General features: G+C 42.4%; 28 protein-coding genes. 7 read left to right on the plus strand and 21 right to left on the minus strand.

Translation table 11 applies throughout. From position 1 onward, the window contains the following. Positions 1 to 17: 17 nt before the first annotated feature. From FGL90_RS02255 to FGL90_RS02270, 4 genes are all read right to left on the minus strand, one after another. Positions 18 to 1,193 carry an IS256 family transposase gene (locus tag FGL90_RS02255; protein WP_147656682.1) on the minus strand — a complete coding sequence of 392 codons (1,176 nt, stop codon included), beginning with the start codon at positions 1,191 to 1,193 and terminating at the stop codon, positions 18 to 20. 107 nt (positions 1,194 to 1,300) lie between these two features. Further along, complete coding sequence (locus tag FGL90_RS10365) at positions 1,301 to 2,290, minus strand: KxYKxGKxW signal peptide domain-containing protein (RefSeq protein ID WP_187240428.1); 990 nt, start codon at positions 2,288 to 2,290, stop codon at positions 1,301 to 1,303. Between the two features lie 234 nt (positions 2,291 to 2,524). Continuing rightward, positions 2,525 to 5,071: a M1 family metallopeptidase gene (locus tag FGL90_RS02265; protein ID WP_147656685.1), complete on the minus strand. Its 2,547-nt coding sequence runs from the start codon at positions 5,069 to 5,071 to the stop codon at positions 2,525 to 2,527. A 72-nt stretch (positions 5,072 to 5,143) separates the two neighbouring features. After that, positions 5,144 to 5,929, minus strand: coding sequence for an alpha/beta hydrolase (locus FGL90_RS02270; RefSeq protein ID WP_010619515.1), 786 nt, complete (start codon positions 5,927 to 5,929; stop codon positions 5,144 to 5,146). Between the two features lie 167 nt (positions 5,930 to 6,096). Here FGL90_RS02270 and FGL90_RS02275 point away from each other — a divergent pair, with 167 nt between their 5' ends. Both FGL90_RS02275 and FGL90_RS02280 read left to right on the plus strand, forming a co-directional pair. Further along, a complete protein-coding gene (locus FGL90_RS02275; RefSeq protein ID WP_010619514.1) occupies positions 6,097 to 6,867 on the plus strand; it encodes a phosphosulfolactate synthase in 771 nt (256 codons plus the stop codon). A 5-nt stretch (positions 6,868 to 6,872) separates the two neighbouring features. Next, positions 6,873 to 7,535, plus strand: a complete 663-nt coding sequence (locus FGL90_RS02280; RefSeq protein WP_081484006.1) for a histidine phosphatase family protein — start codon at positions 6,873 to 6,875, stop codon at positions 7,533 to 7,535. Positions 7,536 to 7,566: 31 nt separating this feature from the next. On the opposite strand, the gene nudC is transcribed toward FGL90_RS02280, so the two are convergent. The 4 genes from nudC to FGL90_RS02300 all read right to left on the minus strand — a co-directional run bounded on the left by nudC (position 7,567) and on the right by FGL90_RS02300 (position 11,397). Continuing rightward, positions 7,567 to 8,412: an NAD(+) diphosphatase gene (gene nudC / locus FGL90_RS02285; RefSeq protein WP_010619512.1), complete on the minus strand. Its 846-nt coding sequence runs from the start codon at positions 8,410 to 8,412 to the stop codon at positions 7,567 to 7,569. A 122-nt stretch (positions 8,413 to 8,534) separates the two neighbouring features. Next, positions 8,535 to 9,575: a zinc-dependent alcohol dehydrogenase family protein gene (locus FGL90_RS02290; protein ID WP_010619511.1), complete on the minus strand. Its 1,041-nt coding sequence runs from the start codon at positions 9,573 to 9,575 to the stop codon at positions 8,535 to 8,537. A gap of 220 nt (positions 9,576 to 9,795) precedes the next feature. Further along, entirely contained in the window at positions 9,796 to 10,758 is a 963-nt protein-coding gene (locus FGL90_RS02295) for a DMT family transporter (protein WP_010619510.1), read from the minus strand. Positions 10,759 to 10,905: 147 nt separating this feature from the next. Next, positions 10,906 to 11,397 (minus strand): MerR family transcriptional regulator, encoded by a 492-nt coding sequence (locus FGL90_RS02300; RefSeq protein WP_010619509.1) that lies wholly within the window; start codon positions 11,395 to 11,397, stop codon positions 10,906 to 10,908. Between the two features lie 91 nt (positions 11,398 to 11,488). Between FGL90_RS02300 and FGL90_RS02305 the strand changes: the two genes are divergently transcribed. Together FGL90_RS02305 and FGL90_RS02310 are read left to right on the plus strand one after the other, a co-directional pair. Beyond that, entirely contained in the window at positions 11,489 to 12,331 is an 843-nt protein-coding gene (locus FGL90_RS02305; RefSeq protein ID WP_010619508.1) for an oxidoreductase, read from the plus strand. Between the two features lie 11 nt (positions 12,332 to 12,342). Then, positions 12,343 to 13,071, plus strand: a complete 729-nt coding sequence (locus FGL90_RS02310; RefSeq protein ID WP_010619507.1) for an SDR family oxidoreductase — start codon at positions 12,343 to 12,345, stop codon at positions 13,069 to 13,071. Positions 13,072 to 13,112: 41 nt separating this feature from the next. Here the strand turns inward: FGL90_RS02310 and FGL90_RS02315 are convergent, their stop codons facing one another. From FGL90_RS02315 to FGL90_RS02330, 4 genes are read right to left on the minus strand one after another with little or no spacing between them, the layout of a single operon-like run. Then, positions 13,113 to 13,664: a sugar O-acetyltransferase gene (locus FGL90_RS02315; protein WP_010619506.1), complete on the minus strand. Its 552-nt coding sequence runs from the start codon at positions 13,662 to 13,664 to the stop codon at positions 13,113 to 13,115. A 45-nt stretch (positions 13,665 to 13,709) separates the two neighbouring features. Then, complete coding sequence (locus FGL90_RS02320; protein WP_010619505.1) at positions 13,710 to 14,732, minus strand: aldo/keto reductase; 1,023 nt, start codon at positions 14,730 to 14,732, stop codon at positions 13,710 to 13,712. A 14-nt stretch (positions 14,733 to 14,746) separates the two neighbouring features. Then, on the minus strand, positions 14,747 to 15,649 hold the full coding sequence (locus FGL90_RS02325; RefSeq protein ID WP_010619504.1) for an amidohydrolase family protein: 903 nt from the start codon (positions 15,647 to 15,649) through the stop codon (positions 14,747 to 14,749). A 9-nt stretch (positions 15,650 to 15,658) separates the two neighbouring features. Next, a complete protein-coding gene (locus FGL90_RS02330; protein ID WP_010619503.1) occupies positions 15,659 to 16,300 on the minus strand; it encodes an NAD(P)H-binding protein in 642 nt (213 codons plus the stop codon). A gap of 75 nt (positions 16,301 to 16,375) precedes the next feature. Between FGL90_RS02330 and FGL90_RS02335 the strand changes: the two genes are divergently transcribed. Next, positions 16,376 to 16,723, plus strand: a complete 348-nt coding sequence (locus FGL90_RS02335) for a MerR family transcriptional regulator (RefSeq protein WP_010619502.1) — start codon at positions 16,376 to 16,378, stop codon at positions 16,721 to 16,723. A gap of 84 nt (positions 16,724 to 16,807) precedes the next feature. On the opposite strand, the gene FGL90_RS02340 is transcribed toward FGL90_RS02335, so the two are convergent. From FGL90_RS02340 to FGL90_RS02365, 7 genes are all read right to left on the minus strand, one after another. Further along, positions 16,808 to 17,518, minus strand: coding sequence for a glycosyltransferase family 2 protein (locus FGL90_RS02340; RefSeq protein ID WP_147656687.1), 711 nt, complete (start codon positions 17,516 to 17,518; stop codon positions 16,808 to 16,810). A 26-nt stretch (positions 17,519 to 17,544) separates the two neighbouring features. Then, positions 17,545 to 17,847, minus strand: coding sequence for a hypothetical protein (locus FGL90_RS10625; protein WP_318635550.1), 303 nt, complete (start codon positions 17,845 to 17,847; stop codon positions 17,545 to 17,547). 60 nt (positions 17,848 to 17,907) lie between these two features. Then, positions 17,908 to 18,132: a hypothetical protein gene (locus tag FGL90_RS10630; protein ID WP_318635551.1), complete on the minus strand. Its 225-nt coding sequence runs from the start codon at positions 18,130 to 18,132 to the stop codon at positions 17,908 to 17,910. Between the two features lie 172 nt (positions 18,133 to 18,304). Continuing rightward, the gene (locus tag FGL90_RS02350) at positions 18,305 to 19,279 is read right to left on the minus strand and encodes an amidohydrolase family protein (RefSeq protein WP_187240429.1); all 975 of its coding nucleotides are present in this window, start codon (positions 19,277 to 19,279) and stop codon (positions 18,305 to 18,307) included. Between the two features lie 16 nt (positions 19,280 to 19,295). Then, complete coding sequence (locus FGL90_RS02355; protein ID WP_147656691.1) at positions 19,296 to 19,727, minus strand: MarR family winged helix-turn-helix transcriptional regulator; 432 nt, start codon at positions 19,725 to 19,727, stop codon at positions 19,296 to 19,298. Between the two features lie 35 nt (positions 19,728 to 19,762). Beyond that, positions 19,763 to 20,356: a hypothetical protein gene (locus FGL90_RS02360; RefSeq protein ID WP_147656693.1), complete on the minus strand. Its 594-nt coding sequence runs from the start codon at positions 20,354 to 20,356 to the stop codon at positions 19,763 to 19,765. Between the two features lie 212 nt (positions 20,357 to 20,568). Then, positions 20,569 to 21,213: an FMN-dependent NADH-azoreductase gene (locus tag FGL90_RS02365; RefSeq protein ID WP_147656695.1), complete on the minus strand. Its 645-nt coding sequence runs from the start codon at positions 21,211 to 21,213 to the stop codon at positions 20,569 to 20,571. An 82-nt stretch (positions 21,214 to 21,295) separates the two neighbouring features. Here FGL90_RS02365 and FGL90_RS02370 point away from each other — a divergent pair, with 82 nt between their 5' ends. Then, complete coding sequence (locus FGL90_RS02370; RefSeq protein WP_010619496.1) at positions 21,296 to 22,231, plus strand: helix-turn-helix transcriptional regulator; 936 nt, start codon at positions 21,296 to 21,298, stop codon at positions 22,229 to 22,231. 77 nt (positions 22,232 to 22,308) lie between these two features. Continuing rightward, complete coding sequence (thiD, locus tag FGL90_RS02375; protein ID WP_147656697.1) at positions 22,309 to 23,124, plus strand: bifunctional hydroxymethylpyrimidine kinase/phosphomethylpyrimidine kinase; 816 nt, start codon at positions 22,309 to 22,311, stop codon at positions 23,122 to 23,124. A gap of 213 nt (positions 23,125 to 23,337) precedes the next feature. Here the strand turns inward: thiD and guaA are convergent, their stop codons facing one another. Together guaA and coaA are read right to left on the minus strand one after the other, a co-directional pair. Beyond that, positions 23,338 to 24,891 (minus strand): glutamine-hydrolyzing GMP synthase, encoded by a 1,554-nt coding sequence (guaA, locus tag FGL90_RS02380; RefSeq protein ID WP_010619494.1) that lies wholly within the window; start codon positions 24,889 to 24,891, stop codon positions 23,338 to 23,340. A gap of 83 nt (positions 24,892 to 24,974) precedes the next feature. Further along, the gene (gene coaA, locus FGL90_RS02385; protein ID WP_010619493.1) at positions 24,975 to 25,898 is read right to left on the minus strand and encodes a type I pantothenate kinase; all 924 of its coding nucleotides are present in this window, start codon (positions 25,896 to 25,898) and stop codon (positions 24,975 to 24,977) included. Positions 25,899 to 25,928 lie beyond the last annotated feature (30 nt).

A 25,928-nucleotide genomic window follows, 5' to 3' on the forward strand; every position in this document is an offset into this window, starting at 1 on the left:
TATAATATGTATCTAACTTAAATAAATGATGCTTTCAAGGTGTCCTGGAGTCCTTTGAACCCTCGGTGGATCCGCTTCAGAGACTTCTCGTTATAAACATTAAACTGAGAAACCAGGAAGCGATCCAGTGAATCTTCCGTTGGAAATTGTTCTTTGTGGTGGGTGGTGCGCTTGAGATGCTTATTAAAGTTCTCAATCAGGTTAGTGGAGTATAGTGATTGCCGGATAGCTGGTGGAAAGTCCATGAAAGTGAGTAAATTCGGCATTTTAAGCAGATCTTTGATTAATTTGGGATAGGTCTGATGCCAGTTGTTGGCGAACTCATTCAGTTTCAGTTCAGCTGCTTCACGGTTGGCGGCCCGATGAACTTGTTTAAAGTCACTGATCACGGCCTTGCGGTCTTTTACGCGAACTTTGTTCATCAGATTCCGCCCAACATGAACCAGGCAACGTTGTCGTTTGGCTTTAGGGAAATGCCGATTCAAGCCTTCATCCAAACCAACTAACCCATCGGCCACAAACAACAGCACATCTTTAACGCCCTGCTTGATCAAGGTTCCCAGCAGTTCAGTCCAGATTCCAGTCGATTCCGTTGGCGCCACTTGGTAGTTCAGCACTTCTTTCGTACCATCTGGACGAATGCCAATCGCAATATGAACGGCTTCTTTTTGAACGGTATCCCGCTTTAACGGCAAGTAAGTGGCATCTAAGAAGATGGCCGCATATTGTGAAGCCAGTCGACGTTGCTGGAAAGCTTGAACCTGTTCATTGACGGCTTTAGTCATGTTGGAAACCGTGGCTTTGGAGTAGTGAGCACCGTACATTTTCTCAATGAGTTCGGCAATTTCAGCAGTGGTAATTCCCTTGGTATACAACTGAATGACCGTTGTTTCTAAATTATCACTGTGCCGACCGTAGGCTGGCAAGGTATGATTTTCAAACCGGCCATTGCGATCTCGAGGAATGGTTAAGTTAAGTTGGCCGTACTTCGTATCAAACGAGCGCTCATAACTGCCGTTGCGGTTATTACCAGTGTTAATCCCAGCGTATGAGTAGCGTTCGTAACCCAAAAACTCTGCCAATTCGGTTTGAAGCAGCTGGTTAATCGCAATTTCGAGGTGGTGACGAAAAACTTCGTCCAAATCTTGCTTTTGGGCTAGTGCAGCGATAATTTCTGTGGTAAGTTCATTCATGGGGAATGCCTCCTGTGATGTTTTCTGTGGTTACTAAATATCATAAGGGAAGGCATTCCCTATTTCTATACAATTCAGAAATCTTTTACGCATTTACACAAGATATTTTACGCTCTCAAAATCATCCATTGTACTTCATCGGGGCGAATCGTGTTTCCCGCCCGATCAACAAAGTGAACCACTGTTTTTTGATAATTCGGAACTATCTGTAATCGTATCTCCAGTACATAAGTATCAGTGGCCTCATCCTTCACCATTTTAAGACCATCATAATTCAAATCTGGCGTTAGCAACAACCTCAAATCATCCGTCGTATAAGCATTCACGACATTAAACGGTTTTGCTTCGTCTTCGTCAATCCAATAATTAACTAATTCTGCTTGCGACGTTACCATGTGATCAAATAAATTACTCCAATATAGCGGTTGAATTTTCGGTGTTTTACCAATCGCATATTCTCCTCGGAACGTAAATGTTGTGACCGGATTTCCATCTTCATCAACAACGTTCCATTTAATTGACACGGGCTTGCCCATTTCAGCTGGATCAATAGACGATACATCCTCATTTGTAATATGAATTGTGGACGATACCTGACGGGTAACGGAATCTTGGTCGGTCATAACCGTTACGTACCCGTTATTAAGTGGTAATCCTTCACTATCTACATCGGGAAGCTCAACTGGCCCATCAGGAAGAAAGGCAGGCTGACCCGATTGACGCTGAGCAACTTTTGTTTGATTGGCATTCGACTGTGAAGCAGCTGGTGGCGTTTCATCGCTCGGTGAATCTGCCGGCTCAGGCGTTTCAGACTGTGGTGCCTCAGTCACTGGTTCTGCTTCTGGATTTTCAACTGGTGCCGCCGACTCAGTTTGTTGTTCAGTTGGTGCTGGTGCTACCTGAGTCTCCTGCTGGGTTGGTGCAGGCGCTGTTACTGATTCTTCTGCCACTGCTGTACTAGTTTGATCCGCAGAAACTGACGACACACCAAATACCGCCACAGATAAAAATGTGACGCCTATTAGTAGCCATTTTCCCCTACTTTTATGTAGCTTGTAATGAACTATTTTGGTCATATTTCCCCATTTTTGTCGCATTTGCATTTCCTCCCCCAAAAAAGTTGATGTGCGATTCACATGAAAAGTTAATCTTTTTTATAGAATATCATTTAGCCACACGGATAACAATTAACATCTACTAAAATAATGATGAATAACTATTATCAGCTATAATAAATTGAGTCTCATTTGGAACAAAAAAATCCTCTAACCGTCAGCAAAGATTCATCATCTCGGCTGACCATTAGGGAACCTAATTTAATCGTTATTTCATTATTTATTGCAGGTTGAAACGATTTTTTTAACTGCCTCGTTTACTGCAGCTTTTTCCTTTTCAACCAGTGCCACGCGACTCTCGATTGTCTTGATGTCCATCTTGATTTCGCGAGTTAAGCCTGGCGTATTTAGCTTAGGTTCAAAGAAAGCCTTGAACTCTGCCAAACGTTCCGGTGTATGGAATACAGCCGTCGTCACAGTGATGAACGTTGCAAATTCCATATCGCCACCGACTGTATCTTCCAGCCATTGCCAATCATTTCTAATCCAATCCCAAGCGGCTTGTTGGCCCTTATCATTGGCTAAAACGCCACGGTACCAAGCTCGTAAATCTTGAGGTTTGATAAGGTCGGCATTTTCATAGTTATCAACAATTTTGGCGATTTGGTTATCGTCGGTTGTACTCGTCAACGCTGCACGAATATCGGCCTTGTAACTTGCATCCGGCGTTTGACGGTAATCAGCTACTAATTGATCAAACAATTGGTCGTTGCCAAAGTTCTTGACTTCGTTACGCAAAACAAAGACTCGAATATCTGCAGGTAACGTTGCCAAACTTGCCTTGTTTGCGGTGAATAACTTGTGTGCTGAAGCAACTGCTTCTTCATTTTTGGCATACAAAGCTGCATTCAAAACATATGGACGCGTCAGTTGATCATCGTTGGACTCGCCAGCTTTTGGTGTCCATCCCAAACGGGTAACCTGTCTGGTGCTCAATTTGTTAAACAGCGCTTGCAGTTGCGTTTCTTCATCGGATCCTGGCGTCACGAACTTCTTCAAGTTACCCGCAACTTGGTAAAGGGCTGCGTTGACAACTGAAGAAGGATGATTAGCAAAACGGGTCAGTATCGGCACAACGGACGCGTATGAAATTTTGCCGCTTTCAGCTAATAATCGGAAATCTTGCAATAGTTGTAGTTGTGAAATAGCATCCAACATTTCGCTATAGGCAAAGATATCCTTCAGCAAGGTCTCGTCATACTTCACGATAAAGTGTGAGTTGTTGCCGACATTTAAGCGGAACGGCTTGCCGTTTGATTGGCGTAAGTCTTCGTAGTTTCCAAGCTTGATTGTCTTTTCAGTCATGATGGTTGGTGTTTCATCATAATTTCCGTTCAACGGAATCTGCCATTGACGGCCGGTATCTTGGCCTTCTCCAACGAAAAATTGTTGTTGCGAAAGTGTCAATTGACCATCCACAACACTAACAGAAACCACTGGATAACCGGGTTGTTCCAACCAAGAGTTCATGATCGCGCCAACATCCAAATCGGAAGCTGTTCCAAGGGCACTCCATAAATCGGCCCCCGTTGCATTGCCATATTGGTGCAATTCAAAGTACTTCTTCAATCCTGCTCTCAAGGCGTCATCGCCAAGCAGTGCCCGGACCATCACAAGCATCCGCGCTCCTTTGGCATAAACAATGGCACTATCAAATAACGAATCAATTTCAGCTGGATTCTCAACGTTCACGTGGACCGACTGTACACCATCCGTCGCATCCCGTTGCAAAGCAGCCGGAACGTCTGACGTTTGGAACATTTCCCAAACGTGCCAGTCTGGTTCGATTGCGTCGATTGCGACATATTCCATCATGTTGGCAAAACTTTCATTTAACCAAAGGTCATCCCACCACTTCATCGTCACAAGATCACCGAACCACTGGTGCGCAAGTTCATGCGCAATGACCGTCGCCACTAATTGTTTCGTATCTAGTGCTGTATTATCAGGATCCAGGAGTAAGTAAGCTTCTCGATAAGTCACTAAGCCCCAGTTTTCCATAGCGCCGGCCGAGAAATCTGGCAAGGCCAACTGCCATGAATGTGGTAGTGGATATGGGGTCTGGTAGAAGTCTTCATAAAATTCAATTGAGCGCTTCGCAATATCAAGGGCAAAATCAAGTTCCTTGGCATCGTGGGCTTTAGTCCCAAATACCCCAACCTTGACGCCACTCTTAGTGGTCGTCAATTTACTTTGCATATCACCGAAAGCGAATGCCACCAAATAGGTCGACATCTTCACGGTCGTGTCAAAGTAGTGCACGCCAGCTTCTTGTCGAACTTCAGGCATGTTGGCAATAATCGTTTCGCCAGGTTTTTCGTCAAACTTGATAGCTAAGTCAAAGGTTGCTTTTGCCTCTGGCTCATCAATTGAAGGAAACGCTTGACGCGCGAAAGTCGTTTCAAATTGGGTTCCGATTAATTGTTTCTTTTCACCATTTACTTCGTAATATGATGGATAAATGCCCATCATGGAGTCTGTTAGCGGAGCTGTGTAGTCGATTGTAAAGGTCACGTTGCCCGTTTTTCCTAAATCAATGCGAATCGCATCCGCGCTGTCATCTGTTGTAAAAGCAACTTTTTGGCCATCAGCTAAAATAGATTCAATGTTCATATATTTTTGATGAATTGAAATTTTTTCGGCTTTTGCTTCACCAGCAATCGTTGTTTTACCAGTAATCTTCTTTGTCTCACGATTAATGTCTAAATAAACGTTATAGTGTTCCGGTTCAAATAATTGATAAAAATGCGTTGTGTCAGCCATAAAGTTCTCCTTTTAAAAATATTAGAATAATCTCATTATACGACTTTTTCGTGCAGATTTTCATTAGAATTCTTATAAACTGTACTTGTTTAAAAATAATTCAATTTGCGGCCAAACTTGCTCCAGGTACCCCTTTGCATGCTGCGTACCAGGTAAAAAGGTGGTCTCGACTGGGACGTTGTTCTGCACGAGTCGTTCTGCCAGTGTGAAAACGCCTGAAGTCGGGACAAATTCATTTAACGAATTCACTAACATCATGGGGCCAGCAGTGCTGCCAACTCGTCGGTATGGTGTCGCTTTTTCAGCTAACGTCATATCATTATTTAAATAGTTCATCAAGAACCACTTATAAAATGAATCGTCATGTCCCGTTTGATTGATGGTTGCGCTCGCTGCGTTGGTAAAGTCTTGCGTTGTATCAGGCTTTCCAACCACTTCTTCATGTCCTTCAAGCCAAGAATCAATCGCCAAGATTCCCGATAATGAGATGCTGGGAAATCCGTATTTAATTCCTAACTCAACCGCCATATTTCCTCCAGCAGAGGAACCAACGGCAATAATCGAGGGATTGTTAAACTTTTCCCGCAACCATTTTACTAGTTGATCCATGTCTTCCAAAGGTGCTGGGAAATGGTTATCAGGTGTTAAGCGATAGTTGGGAACGACCACTTGATAACCCAGCTTTGCAATGGCCGTCGCCAAATCAACATCTTTTTGCTTATCACCACGAAACCAACCGCCACCATGAATATCAATCACAACCGTTTTGCTTGAATTTTCTGTTGATTCATAATAATCTAACTGCAGCTTATTAGTCTGATCATAGGTCATATTTTTGGTCACCTTAACGTTGTCCATGGGAATTCCCCCTTCAGCTTCGCCACCATATTAGCACAGAAATTCATTTAGTTGCGGTGTTAAAGCCTATAAACATTAGGATTCGATGTCATTTTTCCGGGTTAAACTGACATTTGTCCAAAAAAGGGTTAGTATTTTAAGAACATAAACGATTTGGAGCTGAAATAATGAAAGCATTTGATTTTTTGAACACGGCATCCGCAACCCAAGATAATAAAAATGGTCGTAAAACCATGATGCTTGATAAAGGCATGGGGCTTCACGCGGTTGATGATTTAATTAGCACGGCAGGCGATTATATCAGTTTTGCCAAATTTGGTTGGGGAACTGCCGCCACAATGGACTGGCATTTAATCGAGGCCAAAACTGCTCGGTACCGCAAAGCCGGCATCATCCCCTACCCTGGTGGCACGCTCCTCGAAATAGCTGTCGCAAATAACCAGGCAGACGCCTTCTTCGAGGAAGCTGAATTACTCGGCTTTCAAGGGATCGAGGTCAGCGATGGCTCCACAACGGTTGATAAAGAAACCCGTCGCCATTTGATAAAACAAGCGAGAGATGCCGGTTTTTACGTCATTTCCGAGGTTGGTAAAAAGAATCCAGAACTCGACCACGAAATGAGTCCAGCAGAACGCGTTGCCGAAATTAACGATGACTTAGCAAATGGTTCAAATTACGTCATCATCGAGGCGCGCGAAGCTGGTAAGAACATTGGCATTTACGATGAAAACGGTCAAATTGCCGAGGACGAATTAGATGCGTTAGCCGCTAATGGAATCGATCAAATTATGTTCGAAGCCCCATTGAAGTCTCAGCAAACCGCTTTAATTTTACGATTCGGCAATCAAATCAACGTCGGTAACGTTGCGCATGATGAGGTCACTTCTTTGGAAACACTGCGCCGTGGCTTACGTGCTGACACAATCGGAAAAGTGTGAGGTTAATGATGAAACGGATCTTTATTATTCGTCACGGTAAAACTCAGTGGAATCTCGAAAAACGGTTGCAAGGAGCTGGCGCTAACTCCAAGCTCCTATTGGATGACGCTAATTTAGCAAATTACGGCCGACTCGCGACCTATTTAGACACTTACCAGTTTGCCGCTGCGTACGCCAGTCCAATTGAACGGGCAACCGAAACCGCACGATTAGTCATTGAACAATTCAAAAATAATTCTGACCTTAAAATTCAGCAGTTGGACGACTTGAAAGAAGTCTCCTTCGGCAAATGGGAGGGCCGCTCCAAGGCGGAACTCATGGACGAAAATTTGGAACTCTTCAAAAAGTTGTCCAAGCGCCAAAATGATCCTGAGTTGGCCGCGATTGGCGTTGAAAATTTCACGGAAGCTCGTCAACGTTTTGCAAATACCATTCAGTCTATTTCTGCTAAGCTTGGACCAGACGAAAACGCCGTTGTTTTTGCTCACGGTGGGATTAGTCAACTTGGCATCAAAGAACTGACGCATAATGAACATTTACTGGGACTTAAGAATTTATCCACTTCAATCATTGCTGAAAATCATAGTGACTTTTTCATCGATGTGTACAATCAAACCGCCTACTTACAGGATATCGATTTGAACGAAGGTAACGTCTCAATCCTATAAAAAAATCTCAACGTTAATCGTTGAGATTTTTTTAGTTTAACCCATGACGAAACGCTTCAATCATGTCCCAAGTCAGACTAAGCCGAGTATCATCATGAGGCATCTTTTCGCGGTCAAACCACTTTCGAAGTGATAGTTCCTCTTTGTCCGATTTGTATTCATAGGTCGGGTAGGCATCCGAACCAGCCACATCAGCGAAGAATCCCATTAAAACGGACTGGGAAAACGCCCATGGTTGGCTCTTATAGTAATGGATGTTGTTGACCTGCAGTCCAGTTTCCTCAAAAACCTCACGTCGCACTGCACCTTCCAGCGTTTCACCAATTTCAACGAAACCAGCAACTAGGGCAAAGTGGTTATAGCCTGATGCGTATTTGGTAAGCAGAAGTTTGTTTTGCTTCTTAACGCCAACAATAATGACTGGTGAAATTTTTGGAAAAATCTCCGCTCCACAGTTTGGGCAAACGAGTTTGCGTTCATCTTGACTCTTTTCTAAGGGATGGGCACAGTGACCACAATAGCGGTTCTGCCCATACCAATTCGCAAGGTGAGCGCTGGTTGCCGTGGCAAAAGCCGACCAGCGAGGCTCTAAATTTCGTAGATCATTTAACTGATGAAAATGGAAGTTACCCTGTTCTTCCAAATCAACGTCAAACGTGAAGAACCGTTTGTCCGCTACCGATAGGAGGTAGTTTGGCTTATCAAAATGATTTGAGTAGCCTTCGCTCAATTCCTTGAAAGTGGGTGTCCGACTCGTTTCAGTTTCATCAATCATTAAAACCTTTCCCCGTTTAACGATGACGACAAAGTCTGCGGGGGTTATTTCTTTGGAAAAATACTGTGTGTCTAAAATGTGTGGTTGAATGTCTTGAAACATTTTCTCGACTCCTTTTATCACATACGATACTCAAATCAAATAAAAAAGCAATAAACACTATTATTAAATAGCATTTATTGCTTCATTGAAACACGATACATTCTTAAAAATACTGAATTTTATTAGCCTTCGCTAACCTTCAACAATGATTTAATTGCGGTTCGTTGATCCATTGCTTCATAAGCATCCTCGATATGATCTAAATCAAAGGTTTCGGTGAAGACCTTTCCAGGATTAATCTTACCGTTCAATACAGCGTCTAACAAAATAGCATTATCATGAGTTGTAACAGCAGCAATTCCACCACGAAGTCCGGTATTGCGCCAGAACAAGTCATTTGTATTCATAGTTGGTGTTTGAGGAATTCCCACTCGACCAATAACAGCTCCTGGACGACCGACTTTAACTGCGGTTTCCACGGCCAGCTCATTGCCGACACATTCAAGTACGGCATCAGCACCACCATTAGTCATTTCCAAAACTTTTTTCACTGCATCGTCGCCACGTTCTGCAACAATGTCAGTGGCACCAAATTCTTTAGCAAGTTTTTGACGATCTTCATGACGGCTCATGGCAATAATCCGCTTTGCGCCGCGAAGTTTAGAAGCAATTACACCACAAAGCCCAACGGCACCGTCACCCATAACGACTACAGTGTCACCTTCTTTAACCTCTGCGGTAGCAGCAGCATGGTAACCCGTTGCCATAACATCAGCTAAGGTCAACAGATTATTCAACATGTCATCTGAATAGTCGCTAGGTTTGCCAGGAACGGGAACCAAGCCCCAGTTGGCGTTAACGTAACGTAAATATTCAGCTTGATAGCCGTTGTTAACATTTTCTGGAACATCCATACAGTCACCATCGAAGCCGGCTAAACAAGCAGCACAGTGACCACAGCCATGGGTGAAAGGTACGATAACAAAGTCACCGGGTTTCACATTCGTCACTTCACTACCAACTTCTTCAACAATGCCGATTGCTTCATGACCCACTCGTGAACCTGATGGCATCTTATTAATACCACGGAAGAACCATAAATCTGAACCACAAACACAAGCTCTAACAATTTTAATAATCGCATCTCCGGATAATTGAATCTCGGGTTTAGCGACCTCGTGAATTTCTACTTTTCCAGGTTCCATAAAAGCTGTTGCTTTCAAAAAATCATCTCCAAATTTTATTGTTAAATTTCACACATTTGTATCATATACCCTGAAGTACACTTCAAGGCAATCCTTTTTTTAATCATCTGGTTTCTTGGATCTAATACCAGCGATTCTGATAATAAAAATTTATGAATAACGTCCGAGTCCATCAAGTGTCTTTTTGCCAAGTCGTACAAAAACAGCCCCAGACTTTATCGTCCGAAACTGATTTATACTATATTAATCTGATAACGACAACACCCAAAATCATTGTTATTAAACCAATAATTTGAATGGGCGTGATTGGGTTTCGTTTGGCATCTAACCAACCAAATTGGTCAATCAATAAACTGCCGGCCATCAAACCGATTAGGACAATGACGACGGCAAGACCGGTTCCAATCGTTGGTGCCAAATAGGCATTGCCAAGTACATATAGCGAGCCAATGACGCCGCCAATCCACATCCACCAGCGATGCTGATCTGTGGTTTCCTTGTAACGAACTTTTGGCCGCATGATTAAAACGATGATAATCAATAGCACCGTCCCAATCAAGAATGAAATAAATGCGGACTTTATCGCGGAACCGACAACAATTCCGAGATGCCCATTTATCGCCGTTTGACTAGCACTCAACATCCCAGCAAAAACACCCCAGAGTCGCCAAAGCCAACTATTCAGTCCATCTTTTCCACTCCCCTGAACATCTGCCTTTGCCTGAACATCGACCAATGCCTTTCGACTTTCAAGATAGTTTGGTAATGCAACCGTGACAATCACACCGATTAGTACCAGGAGTGCACCCAATCCCCGGCTAACCGTCAGGCGTTGAACGGCAGAACTAAACCAACCACCATTATCAATTAAAAGCCCCATCAAAATTTGTCCTAAGACCGGGAAAATAACCGTTTGAACGCTGCCGATTTTGGGAAATAGCAGAATGTTTGACGTTAGATAAATCACTCCGAAAACGCCACCTAGCCAAAGCCACCAAGGTTGACTGGAAATTGTTGTCATTCCAACGATTAAAACTTGCCCCGACGCAACCACGACAATCGCCAGAAAAATGGTCCCAATGATAAAGGAAATCAATGACGATAAAAATGGCGAACCAAATGCATCCCTTAATTTCGAATTAATGGTCGTTTGGATGGGCAATCCGAACCCAATTGTAAGGCCGATTATGATAGCTATCATTAGTTCTCCTCCGTTATGTTCGACAATTAGGTTTCCTGTTCATTATAAGCCCTAATTTACTATTATCCTGATTACTTACCTTCCTAAATATTCGGATAATGAAAAAAGTTTCTCCTATCGCTAGGAGAAACCTATCACTTCGCACAGTTAAATTTCATCCACCGCTAAATTAATTAGTTGATGGATGTCTTTTGTGTTCTTCAATTCATATCGATATTGCTGATGCGTTTCCGGATCAACAAATTTTGTCCCCTTTGTAAAATGAATATCTTCCGTCCCAGCTTCCACAGAGGTTTTGTAATACCACTTTTTGAATCTCAAGAAGTCCAACTGCTTTTGCATTTCAGTTACTTTTTCTTCCAGCACCCGTTCTTCTTGATCTAAATAATCATATCGTTCCCGCAGTGTTTCATCACCCTGCAAGCATAGATTAATAAATTTGCCAATATCCTTAACTGGTACCCCGCTCTTTTTTAAACAATTAATCACTTCTAAAAAATTAAAATCATTGTCCTTAAACTCTCTTCTGCCAGCTGCGTTTCGGTCCACAAATGGCAAGAGTCCTTGCTTGTCATAGTATCTAAGTGTGGAAGTATTCGTTCCCATTCTTTCCGCGACTTCACCAATTGAATATTTCATTATTATAATCTCCATTTCACGTTTGACTTAAACCTTACTTCAAGTCGTATGATAACAGAGAATCAATTAATATGAAAAGAGGAAATTTATAATGGCAAATAAAACATGGCTCATTACGGGTACTTCAACTGGTTTTGGAAAGTCTCTAGCAACCTTCCTTGCAAAAAAGGATGATGTTAATTTGGTAGCAACGGCGCGCCATGCCGAAAGATTAGACTACTTGGATGAATTTAATCATGGCCAAATCAAAAAATTAACCTTAGACGTCACTAACCAAGCTGAAATTAAATCCGTTGTTAAAGAAACGATCGCCGCATTTGGGTCAATCGATGTTTTGATTAATAATGCTGGCCTTGGTTACTTTGGTACCTTTGAAGAAAGCAACCGCAACGCTGTGAAATACATGTTTGATGTAAACGTTTGGGGCTTGGTCGATATGACTCGCAGTGTGCTCCCGACAATGCGTCAACAAAAATCCGGCATCATTATCAACTTCTCCTCAATTGGCGGGTTATTTTCATTTCCGACCCTTTCCTTCTATCACGGAACAAAGTACGCCGTCGAAGGGATTAGCGAATCCTTGGCAAAAGAAGTTGCTGATTTGAATATTAAAGTTATGTTAATTGAACCAAGTGGCTTTAGAACTGATTGGGCAGGCCGTTCATCCGAAAAGGAAATGCCAAAAATTGCTGATTATCAACAATTTAGCGAATCTATCACAGGCAATGCAGAAGGCGCTCACCATGAAGCCGGCGATCCTGACAAGGCAGCAGCAATCATCTATGACCAAGTGACGAATCACGAATCAGACTTACCACTACGATTACCATTAGGTAAATTTGCAGCTGATACGGCTGTCCAAAAGTATACTGATTCTTTAGCAGATTTCAAAAAGTTACACGACCTGTCTGCATCTGCTGATCAACCAGAATAGAGGATTTAATAATGGAGAAATTAACAGGAAAGGTTGCCCTAATAACCGGCGCCAGCTCCGGCTTTGGCCGCGGAACAGCAATGGCGTTTGCTGAGGCAGGCTGTAATCTCGTTTTAACTGCTCGCCGCGAAGAAAAATTACAGCAAGTTGTCGAAGCTTGTAAGCAATTTGGCGTAGACGCAATTTACTTTGCCGGTGACGCACAGCTTGAGGAGACAGCTATTGAGGCTGTTAAATTAGCTATTAACCATTTCGGCAAGATTGACATCTTAATCAATAATGCGGGAATTGGTCGAACTTTATCACTGACTGAAACATCAATGGCAGACTATGATTTGATCATGAATTCAAATGTTAGAAGTGCCTACGCTTTTACTAAGTATGCCGTGCCAGAGATGCTAAAACGAAAAGACGGTCAAATTATTCTTACGTCATCCGTGACTGGAATCAAAGGTCACCCTGACGAAACAGCGTATACGTGCAGCAAGTTCGCGCTACGTGGCTTCGGTCAGGCTTTAGATAAAGAGTTACTTGGCAAAGGAATCCGCACATGTGTTTTCTGCCCCCATGCCGGTGCCACAGAATTTGAAGTTGGCTACGGTCGCACCCCAGAGGAAGTTGCAGAATCTGGGTTCTTAACGCCAGAAGATGTTGGCCAAGCACTCCTTAGTGTTTGTACCCAACCCAAGCACTCAAGAATCGTCGAATTACGCTTAGCTTCAAATAATGTCACCTATTAAAAAATCGACAACTGGATATATTTCCAGTTGTCGATTTTTGCTTATAATGATTTAATTTTACGTGCCGGTACGCCACCAACCAGCGTATTATCTGGAACATCCTTGGTGACCACTGCACCGGCAGCAATCACGACATTACTGCCAACTGTGACTCCTGGCATGATGGCAACTTTGCCACCAATCCAAACGTCATCCCCAATAGTGACTGGTGTTGCCTGTGCCAAGTATTTGCTACGTCCCTCGGCAGTCATTGGATGGTTAACCGTGTAAATATCAACGTTAGGACCGATCATCACGTTATGCCCCATCGTCACTGGTGCAATATCGATAATCGTCAAATTGTAATTGCTCAGGAAATCTTCACCCACATGGATGTTCTTCCCATTATCACAATTAAAGTTAGCTTGGACCGAAACCCGTTCGCCCGTTGAGCCCAGGATTTCTTTAATTTTGCTTGTTTGCGCTTCCGGATCTGTCGCCGAAATATCGTTAAACTCTTGGCATAAACGAGCGGCTCGCGCCTTTCGCTTAGCAACCTCCGGATCCAAGAAATAGTACTCCTGTCCGGCCATCAATTTTTCTAATTCAGTCATCACATTCACCTCAGTACTAGGGTAGCACTTGAACTAGGGTTTAAGTCAAAGGTAAGTTAGATTACTTTTTTCATCAATCAACGTCACACCTTGGGCCGGATTTGAATCGATGGCGCCAACAATTTCATGCGGTGTATACGGTTCTTCCAAATAATGCACGTCTTCCTTAGTCAACTTAACCGCCAATGCATCAACGGCCTCATCTAAATGGCTGACCTTCGTTGAACCGACGATTGGTGCCGTGACTCCCTTGGCCCATTGCCAAGCTAAGGCAATCTGCGACATCGAAACCTGGTACTTTTTGGCCAATTCATCAACGCGGGCAACAACCTTCAAGTCTTCAGTCTCCGCCCGGTCATATTTGCCCATGGCCACGCGATCCGTCTGACTTCGTTTTGTGTCAATTTGCCAATCTCGATGGCTAAGATGTCCAGCCGCTAACGGACTGTATGGCATTAATGACACGTTCATTTGCTTGCAGATGGGAATTAATTCACGCTCATCCTCACGATATAGTAAGTTATAGTGATTTTCCATTGCTTGGAATTGGGCCCAACCATGGTCTTTGGCGACTTGTTGCATATTATAGAATTGGTAGCCATACATGGCGGAAGCCCCAATTGCCCGAACTTTTCCTGACTTAACCAAATCGTTCAAAGCGGCCATCGTTTCTTCAATTGGCGTATCAAAATCAAATCGGTGAATGATGTACAGGTCTAAATAATCAGTTCCTAGGCGCTTCAACGACCCATCAATTTCTCGATGGATGGCTTCGCTAGAAAGTCGGCCCGGATTAAAATAAACTTTCGATGCCAGCACAACTTTGTCCCGTGCAATCCCATTCTCCTTTAATGCCTGACCTAAATATTCCTCACTGGTTCCCTTGGAATAAACGTTGGCCGTATCAAAGAAATTAATGCCTAAATTTAGCGCATGATTAATCACCTTTTTACTATCATCATAGCTAAGTGACCAGTCGTGCATGGTGCCGGGTTCACCAAAACTCATAGCGCCCACACAAATTTTTGAAACCTCTATATCCGTATTGCCTAATGTATCAAATTGCATATCATCACTCCCAATTATGATTTAAGCTGCTGCCAATTACCCGAAAAGATTTGATTTTTCTCCGCCTCTGATAGGTTCATCGCCAAAATGGCCTGCTTGATAACCTCAGTTGGACCATCGGGCGCAATTCCCAATGGTGTGTCCGTTCCAAATAACACATGATCAATCCCAAAGAAACTCACTGCAAGCGCCAAAGCTCCTGAGTTTCCTAAGAGGGCAGTATCTACATAAAACTTTTTAAATACCTGATATTTTTCCTGTCCCTGAATATGATAAATTCGTTGTGCAAAATAAGGCACCATTGCGCCCGCATGATGCACGATAATTTTTAATCCAGGAAATCGATCAAAGTACCCTTTATTAACAATATCATTCATTGCTAAGGTCTGTTCATATTCCCAGCCAAATGTTAAATTATTGTCCAATTTACGTTCATCAAAAACTGGATGGAGCCAAATGGGTTTCCCAATCTGCACCATCTTTGCAAAAATAGGCTCAAATTCTTCAGACGCAATTGGCTTCTGCATGGCTCTCGTAAATAATTGGACACCTGCCGCAAGTGGGTTATCAACAACCTGCTGGTCAATAAGTTTCAACGCAGCCTGGATATCATTCATTGGCAGCATCGCAACAAACGCTGGAAATTGATTTGGATAAGTTTTGACAATAGATTCAAGTTCGTCATTTGCCTGACGACACAGGTTAACTGATTCCTCAACTCCAGTAAAATCTTCCGGATTCAAATTAACCATGGAAATAATTTGCTGCTGATCCGTTTCCATTGTTGCGATTCGTTTTGATAAGTCAGTTAGCAACGGGTTCTTCATCCAGCTATTTTTTTCGAGGGCATCCGGCGCAACCTCGAGCATCTTTTTTAGAAATTTAGGTGCCAATACATGTGCAAAAACGTCGATCATTTGATCACCTCACATAAAACTTGGCTTATCCCCATCAGTATTCGGTTTATTAAGCCCAACACTTTCGTTCAAATGGGTCTTAGGGTCTGTCACTACTTTGAAAACAAAGTCCGCAACACTTTTGCGAGATACTTCAGTTCCCTTAAATGGTTCGCTCCCCTGTGTCGTTTCATAATCGACTTCATCGGTATTCGTTAACCAAGCAGGCCGAACTTCCGTATACTGCAGGCCAGACTCCGCAACTAATTTGGCAGCTGCTCTAAATCCTGGTAAATATGCCGCAATTGCCTGTTCATTCCATTTGCCGAAGTTACCTGGAACTTCATGATGGGCACCCAATGAACTTATATAGACGAAGCGTTGCTTGTTAGCATTTTTCATTGCATCGAGGACACTTTGAATTTGTTCCGCCAAATTAATGCCGCCTAGGTTCGAATAAACCAAGTCGACGTCTGCCATGGCCGTGTAAAGCTGTTCCGTATCCAAAACATCCCCATCTATTAATTGAACCCGTTTATTATTAGTATACTTATTCAACCGTTCTGCTTTTCTTAGAAATAAAATTAAGTCATTTTGCGTTTCGCTTAATAATCTTTCCGTCAGTAATTGCGCCGTTTTTCCGTATGCACCAATAATCATTATTTTTGTCATTAATTTTTCCTCCTTACTTCTTATTGCAAATTTTACTCCTTAAAGTATACTTTAAGTCAAGGAGTGGATCGAGCTATGAAAATTGATGAAGTTGCAACCCAATACCAAGTTTCAAATTCTACATTGCGCTACTACGAAAATGAAGATCTTTTAGGTCCCGTGAATCGTGTCAATGGGATTCGCGAATTTAAGGAATCTGATTTAGAACAACTCGATTTTATTATTTGTTTAAAGCGTTGTGGCATGACGATTAGCCAAATGAAGTCCTTCATGGCGCTCTATCAAAAGGGAGATTCAACCGCTACGGAGCGATTAACAATCCTCCAAAAGCAATTACAAACATCCCGCGATAATTTAAATAAGTTGGAACAGTCAATTGAGCACCTGGAAACAAAAATTAATGACGTTAAGGCGTTAGTCTAAAACAACCTTCAACTATTCATAGAATAAGTTGAAGGTTGTTTTTTGATGCAAGGTTTTGGAGTATATCTGTCAGTAAAATGAATTTTAGTTAATTAGTTTTTGTAACTCATAGATCTGCTGAAACACCTGATTTTCTTCCTGTCGATCTTGTCGACTGGCCATGTGAATTGTACTACCTGGCCGATTGCGTTTTGTGTACAATAATTTTGGTAAATACACATACTGACCAGGAGTGTTAGCCACAAAAGTTGATGTAAAGAGGTAATCTTCAGCTAAGTGCAAAGACTCATCGAAAGATAAATTTGCTGAACGAATTGCTGAAGTTCGAAAGGCCTTATTCCAAACATACCCACCGAATTCAGTCCCTCGTTGCGAGACCTGATCAAATGCCGTTTTTTGATTTAATTCAATAAAAGAGTCAGACTGTGTCGCCGGACGACGATACCATTCATATCCAACAGCTGCCATAACCGCTCCAGTATTCAAGCCTTTCCCCAACATTTCAACAAAGCTTGGTGCAATCATATCATCGCCATCCACAAAGACTACGCCATCCCCAGTCGCATGACTCAGACCATAATTACGGGCCACTGAAACTCCTCGATGTTCTAACTGAACCGCATGGAAGTCTGAATTGCTTTTTGCAAATTCACTCAGCTGCGCAAAGGTGCCATCGGTCGATCCATCATCAATCAGCCATAATTCAAATGGCACCGTTTGATTTGCTAAGTTTTCCAACAATGCTTTTACATATGAACCCAGATTATAGGTTGGTACGACAACTGATAGTTTCATACGTATCGCCCACTTTTCTATCTTGATTAATTTACTGCAGCCAGTGGTGGTCGTTTACCAGTTGCGTCAATTGGTATTCTCACGAGCACTTGTTTGTCGTCCGTTAGCGGTAGTCCATCCAAATAAACTTCCCGGTGACTACCTGAATCGACTAGTTGATAGCCCACTTCTTTAGCCTCTTCTTGTAAGCCAGCAACTTGAGTGGCCGTCACAGCTCCACTGAAACTGGTTTGCATTTCAGTACCTTCACTCAATTGTTCAAAGTTGACGAGTTCGGATAGGCTGGCCTGATTCACCGCCTGATTATAAATTGTTTCATTAATGAACAACGGTTGTTTAAGCCAAATTTTAAAATCATCTCCATGCCAAACGGCTTGAACTGGGTACGGTCAATAATCTTTAAACCCAGGAACCTCAATTCCAGCCTTTGGTCCCTCACTAATTAACTGTGCTAATTTTGTGACGGCCGCCGCTTTTGCCAGGAAAGTCGGATCAGCGGTGCGCTTTGGTGCGGTACCACTTGCCGTTAGGTAACTTCTTTTTGTCAGTTCCACGAAACTTACATGAGTGCTGCGACTATATTCTGCTTGTTCTCTAGCTTCCCAATCAAACATTTAAGTCTCCTCCTTCTTATCCTGGCAATCGGCCTCTAGTCGATACAAAGTATAGAGCATTGAGCGGGAATAGCTACTAAAGCGTTTTTATTATTGCAAAAAATGACATAAAAAAGCCATCCCGTTACTGACAACAGAATGGCCATAAGCATTATAATCAAGCAATTTTATCTTAAAGCTTGAATAATTTTTCCGCAGTACCATGGGCAAATTGCTCACGGTCTTTTTCACTCAAATCAGCTTTCGTCATAAAGCCTTGGACATTTTCTTTACGCTCAATATAGGGAAAATCCTCTGAATACATCAAGTGATCAGCACCCATTTCCGTCAATACCATTTGTAATTGAGGATCCGAATACATTCCGGATGGCGTTACATAAACATTTTTCTTATAGTAATACTCAAATGAATGTGGCAGATCCAATCCAGAAAATGGTAAGAATTCGCTTAACCGTTCAAGAAACATTGGCACAAATTCGCCCCAATGACCTGAAATTAATTTTAGATTCGGATACTTTTCCAGTAAGCCGGAAATAATTAAGCGAACCATTTGGACGCCTTGTTCCATGTGCCAGCCCCAAGCAGCGCCGCCCATAAAGGTCGCTAGTGCTGGGGAATACGCCTTACTATCATATAGGATTGCTTTTTGTTCATCCTTAATAACGCCTGGATGTAGATACAACGGCACATCCAATTTCTCGGCCATGGCAAAAATCGGTTCAAATTTGGGATCGTCTAAGAATTGGCCATCAACGGTACCGCTAATAATACCGCCTTTTAAATTCAGTTTAGTAACAGCACGTTCCAGTTCCTTCGCTGCCTCATCTGGTAGATTAATCGGAACCACCGCTAATCCAGCAAGGCGGTCAGGATACTTTGCGACTGCTTCTGCAAGTGACTCATTTTGTGCGCGGCAAGCCTCAACAACTAAATTATCTGGCAGCACCTGAGGAGAATTCCCGGCGTCAGAGATAACCTGCATATCGATGCCGTACTGGTCCATATAGTCAATGTGCTTTGCGAAGTCGGTTAAGGTCGCGTTCAACATGTCTTGATGGGGATTATTGTTCTTAACCTCTGAATAGGCATTAAATTGCTTAATATTAGCTGGTGTATCAAAGTGTTCTTCAACTGTAATAATTTTCATAAAAAGTAGCGCCTCTCTATTTCCTTGTGTCACTGATACTCCGCATGGCATCAATAAATTTTTGCTGATCGAAGTTCTGGTCTGAAACAACGGCGGCCAACTGCTTTTCTTCAGCATCTAAAATTTGAAAAATTTTCGGATAGATTGCGGTTCCTTTTTCCGTCAGTGCAAGTTGGTACGCCCGTTTGTCTTGTAGATTCGGTCTTCGCTCAATCAAGCCCTGGGAAATCAACTGCTTAACTGCTCGGGTCACATTACTCGCATCAATGAATTCTCTTTCCCCCAACGTTTTCTGAGTTAGGCCCGGATTATCATGAATTTTTAAAATATAAAAATAATTACTGGCACTGAGTCCAATCAGGGCCAATTGTTGGTCCAACCGTTGGCTTACCTGTCGTCCAGCAATAATCAACCACTTATGGATTGAATTATCTCGTGATTCTTGCAAACTGTCAGCTCCTCATTTTTCATCTAAATTGATTTTCAAGCCAATGCCATTGGTGCTTGCAACTGTGGCCCTTCTCCGCGATGCGCAAGAATCCAGTCATCTCCGTTCCACATTTCTGAACTTTGGCGACCAGCTGAATAATCCCAATAACTATCACGTTCGAATTCTAAAACTTCACCGTTAGCACCAAGTCCAACCCAGCAATAGTTTCCCATATTTTGCGTATCGGCATATTTTGCCCAAACAATTGGTACTGTAACTGTTTTACCAGTATCGTCAGTGTAGTGGCGTTCCTGGTATGATGTGCTTAAAGGCTCAAGTCGTTGCCGATATGATGCATCAACGTTTTGCCATACTTGCTCCGCCTTGGTCCATAATTCCTTTTCCTGTGGTAAACTTCCTGAACTTGGGTGGATTAGTGAATTATAGGTCATCACATAACCATCATCTCGGCACAGAACCGTCACGTGTTTGCGCCCCAAAGCTTCCTTTTTCAAATTAGCCGGTTGATATCGACGCAACTGAATTTTCTCGCCATCACGCTCAACCGTCTGATCATAAACTAACTGATAATCATCTGGAATAGGTAGCTCAGAATAAGTTCGACCATTAATTTCGAGTTTAGTCATTTGTTAACCCCTTTTCAGTACATTGTTGTTCAACAATAATCTTTTAACCATCGGTATTATGACCCATTTTAGTTGCGTGCGCAAGCAATTAAACTTATAAAGGTGCCAGTATATAAACCGCGAAACAAAAAAATATGGACCAAAACCAACTTCGAGGAGGTTTTGATCCATATTTTTGTTTAGATACAGTCACAATTGCAACTTAGATCAGGTCACTTCTTTGCATAAAAATCATGCATTGCCTGATCCAGCTCTTCTGGTACCGACTGCCACACTTCTTCCGGACTTCTTATGCTGGTTCCCTGTGCCCTGACAATGTTAAATTGATCGAATCCCATCATTTCCACAAACATTTCCCTTAAGTAAAAGTGAGAAAATTCAAGTGGTGTGTATCGATCGTTATTGGTATAAATTGAACCACTTGCCTGTAATAGCATCACTCTATAATCATCTGTCATCAATCCCACTGAGCCAGTTTCCGTATATTTGAAAGTCTGCTGAGCAATCAAGATGTTATCGATATAATCCTTCATTCGGGAGGTCACATTAAAATTGTGAAGTGGCGAAACAATCACGATTCGATGGTGCGCTTTAAATTGGGTTAATAAGTTATTAGATACTTGCGCGACGTGGTCCTCGTCAGCAGTCATTTTTTCACCACTTCGTTGCTTATTCCAAACATCTAATAGTTGTCCCTTTTCAATCCGTGGAATTTCTGAGTCGTAGAGATTCAGAACTGTGGGCTGCTCATTTGGAAAGAGCTGCTGATACTTTGTTAAAAACTGTTCCTCTAATTGGTTAGAAAAGTGATCCTGGTTTGCGAAATCTGGATGAGCATTAATAAGTAAAGTTTGCATCGTCATACTCCTTTTTCTTTGATAAACTTAGTGTATAACTAAAAGGTGCCAATACATGGCACCTTTATGGAGGGATTTTCAAATGAATAAATCTGAACGGCTTAACCAGGAACTTATTTTTCTCAGGGACAAACACACATTTCAGCTTAAGAACCTCATGGCTGAATTTGAGATTTCCAAACGAACTGCCCTCAGGGACATTGAGGAACTTGAATCCATGGGCCTTGCCCTCTACGGTGAGAACGGGCGCAGTGGCGGCTATCGCCTGATTAACCAAACACCTTTAATTCCGGTCTACTTTAACAGTGAGGAAACGCAGGCAATCTTTTTCGCATTGGATGCCTTGAAGGCAATTTCCGCGACGCCTTTCAACGAATCTTATCAACGAATTCAGAAAAAACTAATGGCCACAATTTTGCCTGAACGCCAGAAAAATGTGACCAAAATGCTGGCTGCTGTCCACTACTACAACGCTGAACAGGTGACACTTTCGATTGATTTAGAAAAGTTGTTAGACGCAATTTTTGATGAAAAAGTTGTTAACGTCACCTATACACAGCACGAACGTAGTCATTTGCAACTGCAAATTCTTGAGTTATTTTATCGAAACGGCATTTGGTTTACGAGTGCTTTTGATTTTGTGACTCAACAATGGGGCACTTACCGTTGTGACTACATGTTCGATTTATCGACTAATAAAACGGTTAAGACTACCTACTCGAGATTAGAACTCCAGCAAATCCAAGATCAATATGAAAATAAATTCCACAACATCCCTTTTCGCTGTCGATTGACCGCTTACGGCAAGGAGTTGTTCCTGAAACATCATTATCCAAACATGCATTTGGAAGTAATAAATGATATTCCCTACATGGTTGGCGGTTATAACCAGACAGAACTAGACTATATGACCCATTTTTTGATTTCATTTGGTAAGCACATGCATATTGAGTATCCGAAGCAGCTCCAGGAAAGTTATCTGAATCAGCTAGATGACATACGGGGAAGCTATATTTGATGAGGCTAACATTCAAATTAGGGACTTCTTCTCTCTAATGGTAAAATAGGCATCATAAATTAAAATGAGGTGAGATTATGGTAAATGGCGAGATTCAAGCATTGACCATTGCGGGTAACGATTCTGACGGAAGCGCCGGAATGCCCGCTGATTTGCGCAGTTTCTATGCCCGAAATGTCTATGGTATGGGACTAATCACGGCCGCAGTGGCGGGAAATTCATATGGTATCGAAGCCGCTCATGTAATGCCGGTGGATTTTATCAAGACTCAATTTGACGTTTTAGCAAAGGATTTTAAAATTCGAGCATCCAAAACTGGTATGTTGGCAGATTCCGACGTCATCAACGTTGTGGCCGATAACTACGATACGCAGGTCTTTGGCCCACTCGTTGTTGATCCGGTCATCATCACCAAACACGGCGCGATGCTGCTTGAGGAAGAAGCTTATGAAACCTTCAAGAAGCGACTAATTCCGTTAGCCAACGTCATTACACCGAATTTCTTTGAAGCGCAAAAATTAACTGACGAGCCGTTAGACTCAAAAGAATCCATCATTGCCGCGGCAGCCAAATTGCAGAATCTTGGCGCAAAAAACGTCATGATTAAGGGCCGCCATGACAATCCTGAACAAGCTGACGTTAGCGATTATATTTTGTTGGAAAATGGTGACTCCTTCTGGCTATCAGAGCAATTCGTTAATACGGAAAGAGTCAATGGTACTGGCGACACGCTATCCGCCGTTATCGCCGCTGAGCTTGCCAAAGGATTTTCCGTTGAGCAGGCAATTCGAACTGCGAAAGCATTTGTCCACACCGCTATTTCAAATGAAATCGCTGTGGGTCACAAGTATGGCCCGATTAATCATTGGGCGGCGATGAAGAATATGGATTAAAATCACATCCATTTTTGATGGTATGTAGCAAATAATCAATGTTTAAATAATGTGGATAGAAATAAAAGAACAACGTCTTCCCGATTGAGGGAGACGTTGTTTTTAGTTGTGATATTAAGTTTCCAATGAATCTATTTCATCCATCAATCTCAGTCAAGATGCATCCACTCAACAGCACCAATCGGTTTGTTCTCTTCAGGGAATATTTAAGTCCTATTCCCATTCCACTGTCGAAGGTGGCTTACTCGTAACATCATACACGATACGATTGACATGCTTCACTTCGTTTACAATTCGGACGGAAATATCACTTAATACTTCCCAAGGAATATGAGCAAAGTCAGCAGTCATCCCATCAATCGAGGTAACTGCACGAATACCAACGGTGTAGTCGTAAGTTCGACTATCACCCATTACGCCGACTGATCGAATACCTGGAAGTACCGTAAAGTACTGCCAAATATCGCGGTCTAAACCAGCTTTTTTAATTTCTTCACGTAAAATTAAGTCACTATCCCGAACGATTTCAAGCTTTTCAGGTGTAATTTCACCAAGAACTCGAATTCCAAGACCTGGACCTGGGAATGGTTGACGCCAAACGAGGTCTGACGGCATCCCCAGCTTTTCACCTAATTCACGCGCTTCATCCTTGAAAAGTGAACGCAGTGGTTCAATCAATTGGAAGTGCATGTCATCAGGTAAGCCACCCACATTATGGTGCGACTTAATCGTTTGAGCAGTGTCGGTTCCACTTTCGATAACATCAGTGTACAGAGTACCTTGAGCTAAGAAGTCAATTCCATCAAGCTTTTGAGCTTCATCATTGAAAACTTCAATAAACTCTTTACCGATAATCTTCCGCTTCTGTTCTGGATCACTCACGCCAGCAAGTTTTGATAAGAATCGTTCTTGCGCGTTAACTTGCACAACGTTCAAGCCAAACTTACCTTTAAGACTGGCCATCACTTGGTCAGCTTCACCCTTACGTAAAAGGCCATGATCAACAAAAATGCTGGTCAGCTGATTCCCAATCGCTTTGTGGAGTAAAACCCCAACAACTGAAGAGTCAACGCCACCGGAAAGGCCAAGTAACACTTTGCGGTCACCAACTGTTTCACGAATGGATTGAATTTGAAGATCAATAAAGTCGTCCATTGACCAGTTAGCTTCAGCCTGACAAACGTCAAACGCAAAGTTCTTCAAAATGTCATTACCATAGTCCGTATTCCGAACTTCAGCATGAAATTGGATTCCATAGAAGTTACGTGCCGTATCCTGCATAGCAGAAATTGGGCAGTCGTCACTTGTTGCAACTCGTTCGAATCCTTCAGGTACCTTGGTTACCAAGTCACCGTGACTCATCCAAACGTTTTGCGTCTTTGGCGTGCCCTTGAATAATTTGGCATCATCAGAAGTAATGCTAATCTCTGCACGACCGTATTGTCCGTTATCAGAACTTACATCGCCGCCCTCAAGAGAGTACGCCATCAATTGCATCCCATAACAAATTCCTAAAATTGGAATGCCAAGCTTAAAAATTTCTGGGTCAACACGGAGCGCGCCATCAGCGTAAACACTGTTGGGTCCACCAGAGAAGATGATTCCCTTTGGATTAATTTCTTTTATTTCTTGAGCCGTGAGCTTATGCGACTTGAGTTCAGAATAAATTCCGAGGTCTCGAATTCGTCGCGTAATCAATTGGTTATACTGACTACCAAAATCCAGCACGATAATTTTATCAAATGTCGATAGATCTACGTTGGCCACTGCGTTCACCCTTTCAAAATAATGTATTTAAACAATCATACCCATCTCAATTGTTCCGGTCAATTACTATGAGGAAACTCTCATCAGTACTTCCGGAGTAATAATCGGTCAATCAAATGGTTATTGGTCTTATGAATAATTAAATCTGCCCGTGAGCGAGTCGGCAAAATAAACTCGTTCAGGTTCACTAAATCAACTTCGCGCCAAACCCGTTCCGCCATCATGATGGCATCGTCACGATTACCGGTCGCGTATGGATAATAATAATTTTTTGGATCCTGAAAGGCTGTATCTAGCAACGCCTTAAATCGCTCCAGGTACCACTGCTCCACCAGTTGTGGATTGGCATCGACGTAAATCGAAAAATCAGTAAAATCCGAAACATAAACCTGCTCGTTACTGGGCAGTTGAAGGGTATTAATCCCCTCAACAATCAAAACATTGGGTCGGTCAATTATTTGAGATTGATCAGGCACAATATCGTATATTTGGTGCGAATAGGTTGGTGCTTCGACGTTTGGTTTTCCAGCTTTGACGTCATTTAAAAATTGAATCAACGTCTTCATGTCATAGCTTTCGGGGAACCCTTTACGGTCCATAATCCCCTTCTCCTCCAACACTTTGTTGGGGTAGAGAAACCCATCAGTCGTAATCAACTCAATTCGTTCAGAGGTAAAAAAATGTTGAAGTAAAACGGCTAGCAAACGGGCAGTTGTGCTCTTTCCGACCGCAACACTTCCAGCAATTCCAATAATAAAGGGAACGTCGTGGGCTTCCTTTTTCAAGAAGTTTGCTTGCACAACTTGCCAGCGTTTGAACTGAGCCAACTTCAAGGAAAGCAAATAAACCAGCGGAATATAAATATCCTGCACGTCTTGCAACGAAATTTGATCATTAAACGCCTGAATTTGTTGCAAACTTTCTTGAGACATTGGCACACGTGCTTCTTGATAAAACTGTTTCCACTGCTCCTTGGTGAAAGAATCGTAGTTGATCAACTCTGCCATTTGCTTTTCCTATCCTCTGTATGAAAATTA

The organism is Secundilactobacillus malefermentans, assembly GCF_008033155.1.
Lineage (GTDB): Bacteria > Bacillota > Bacilli > Lactobacillales > Lactobacillaceae > Secundilactobacillus > Secundilactobacillus malefermentans.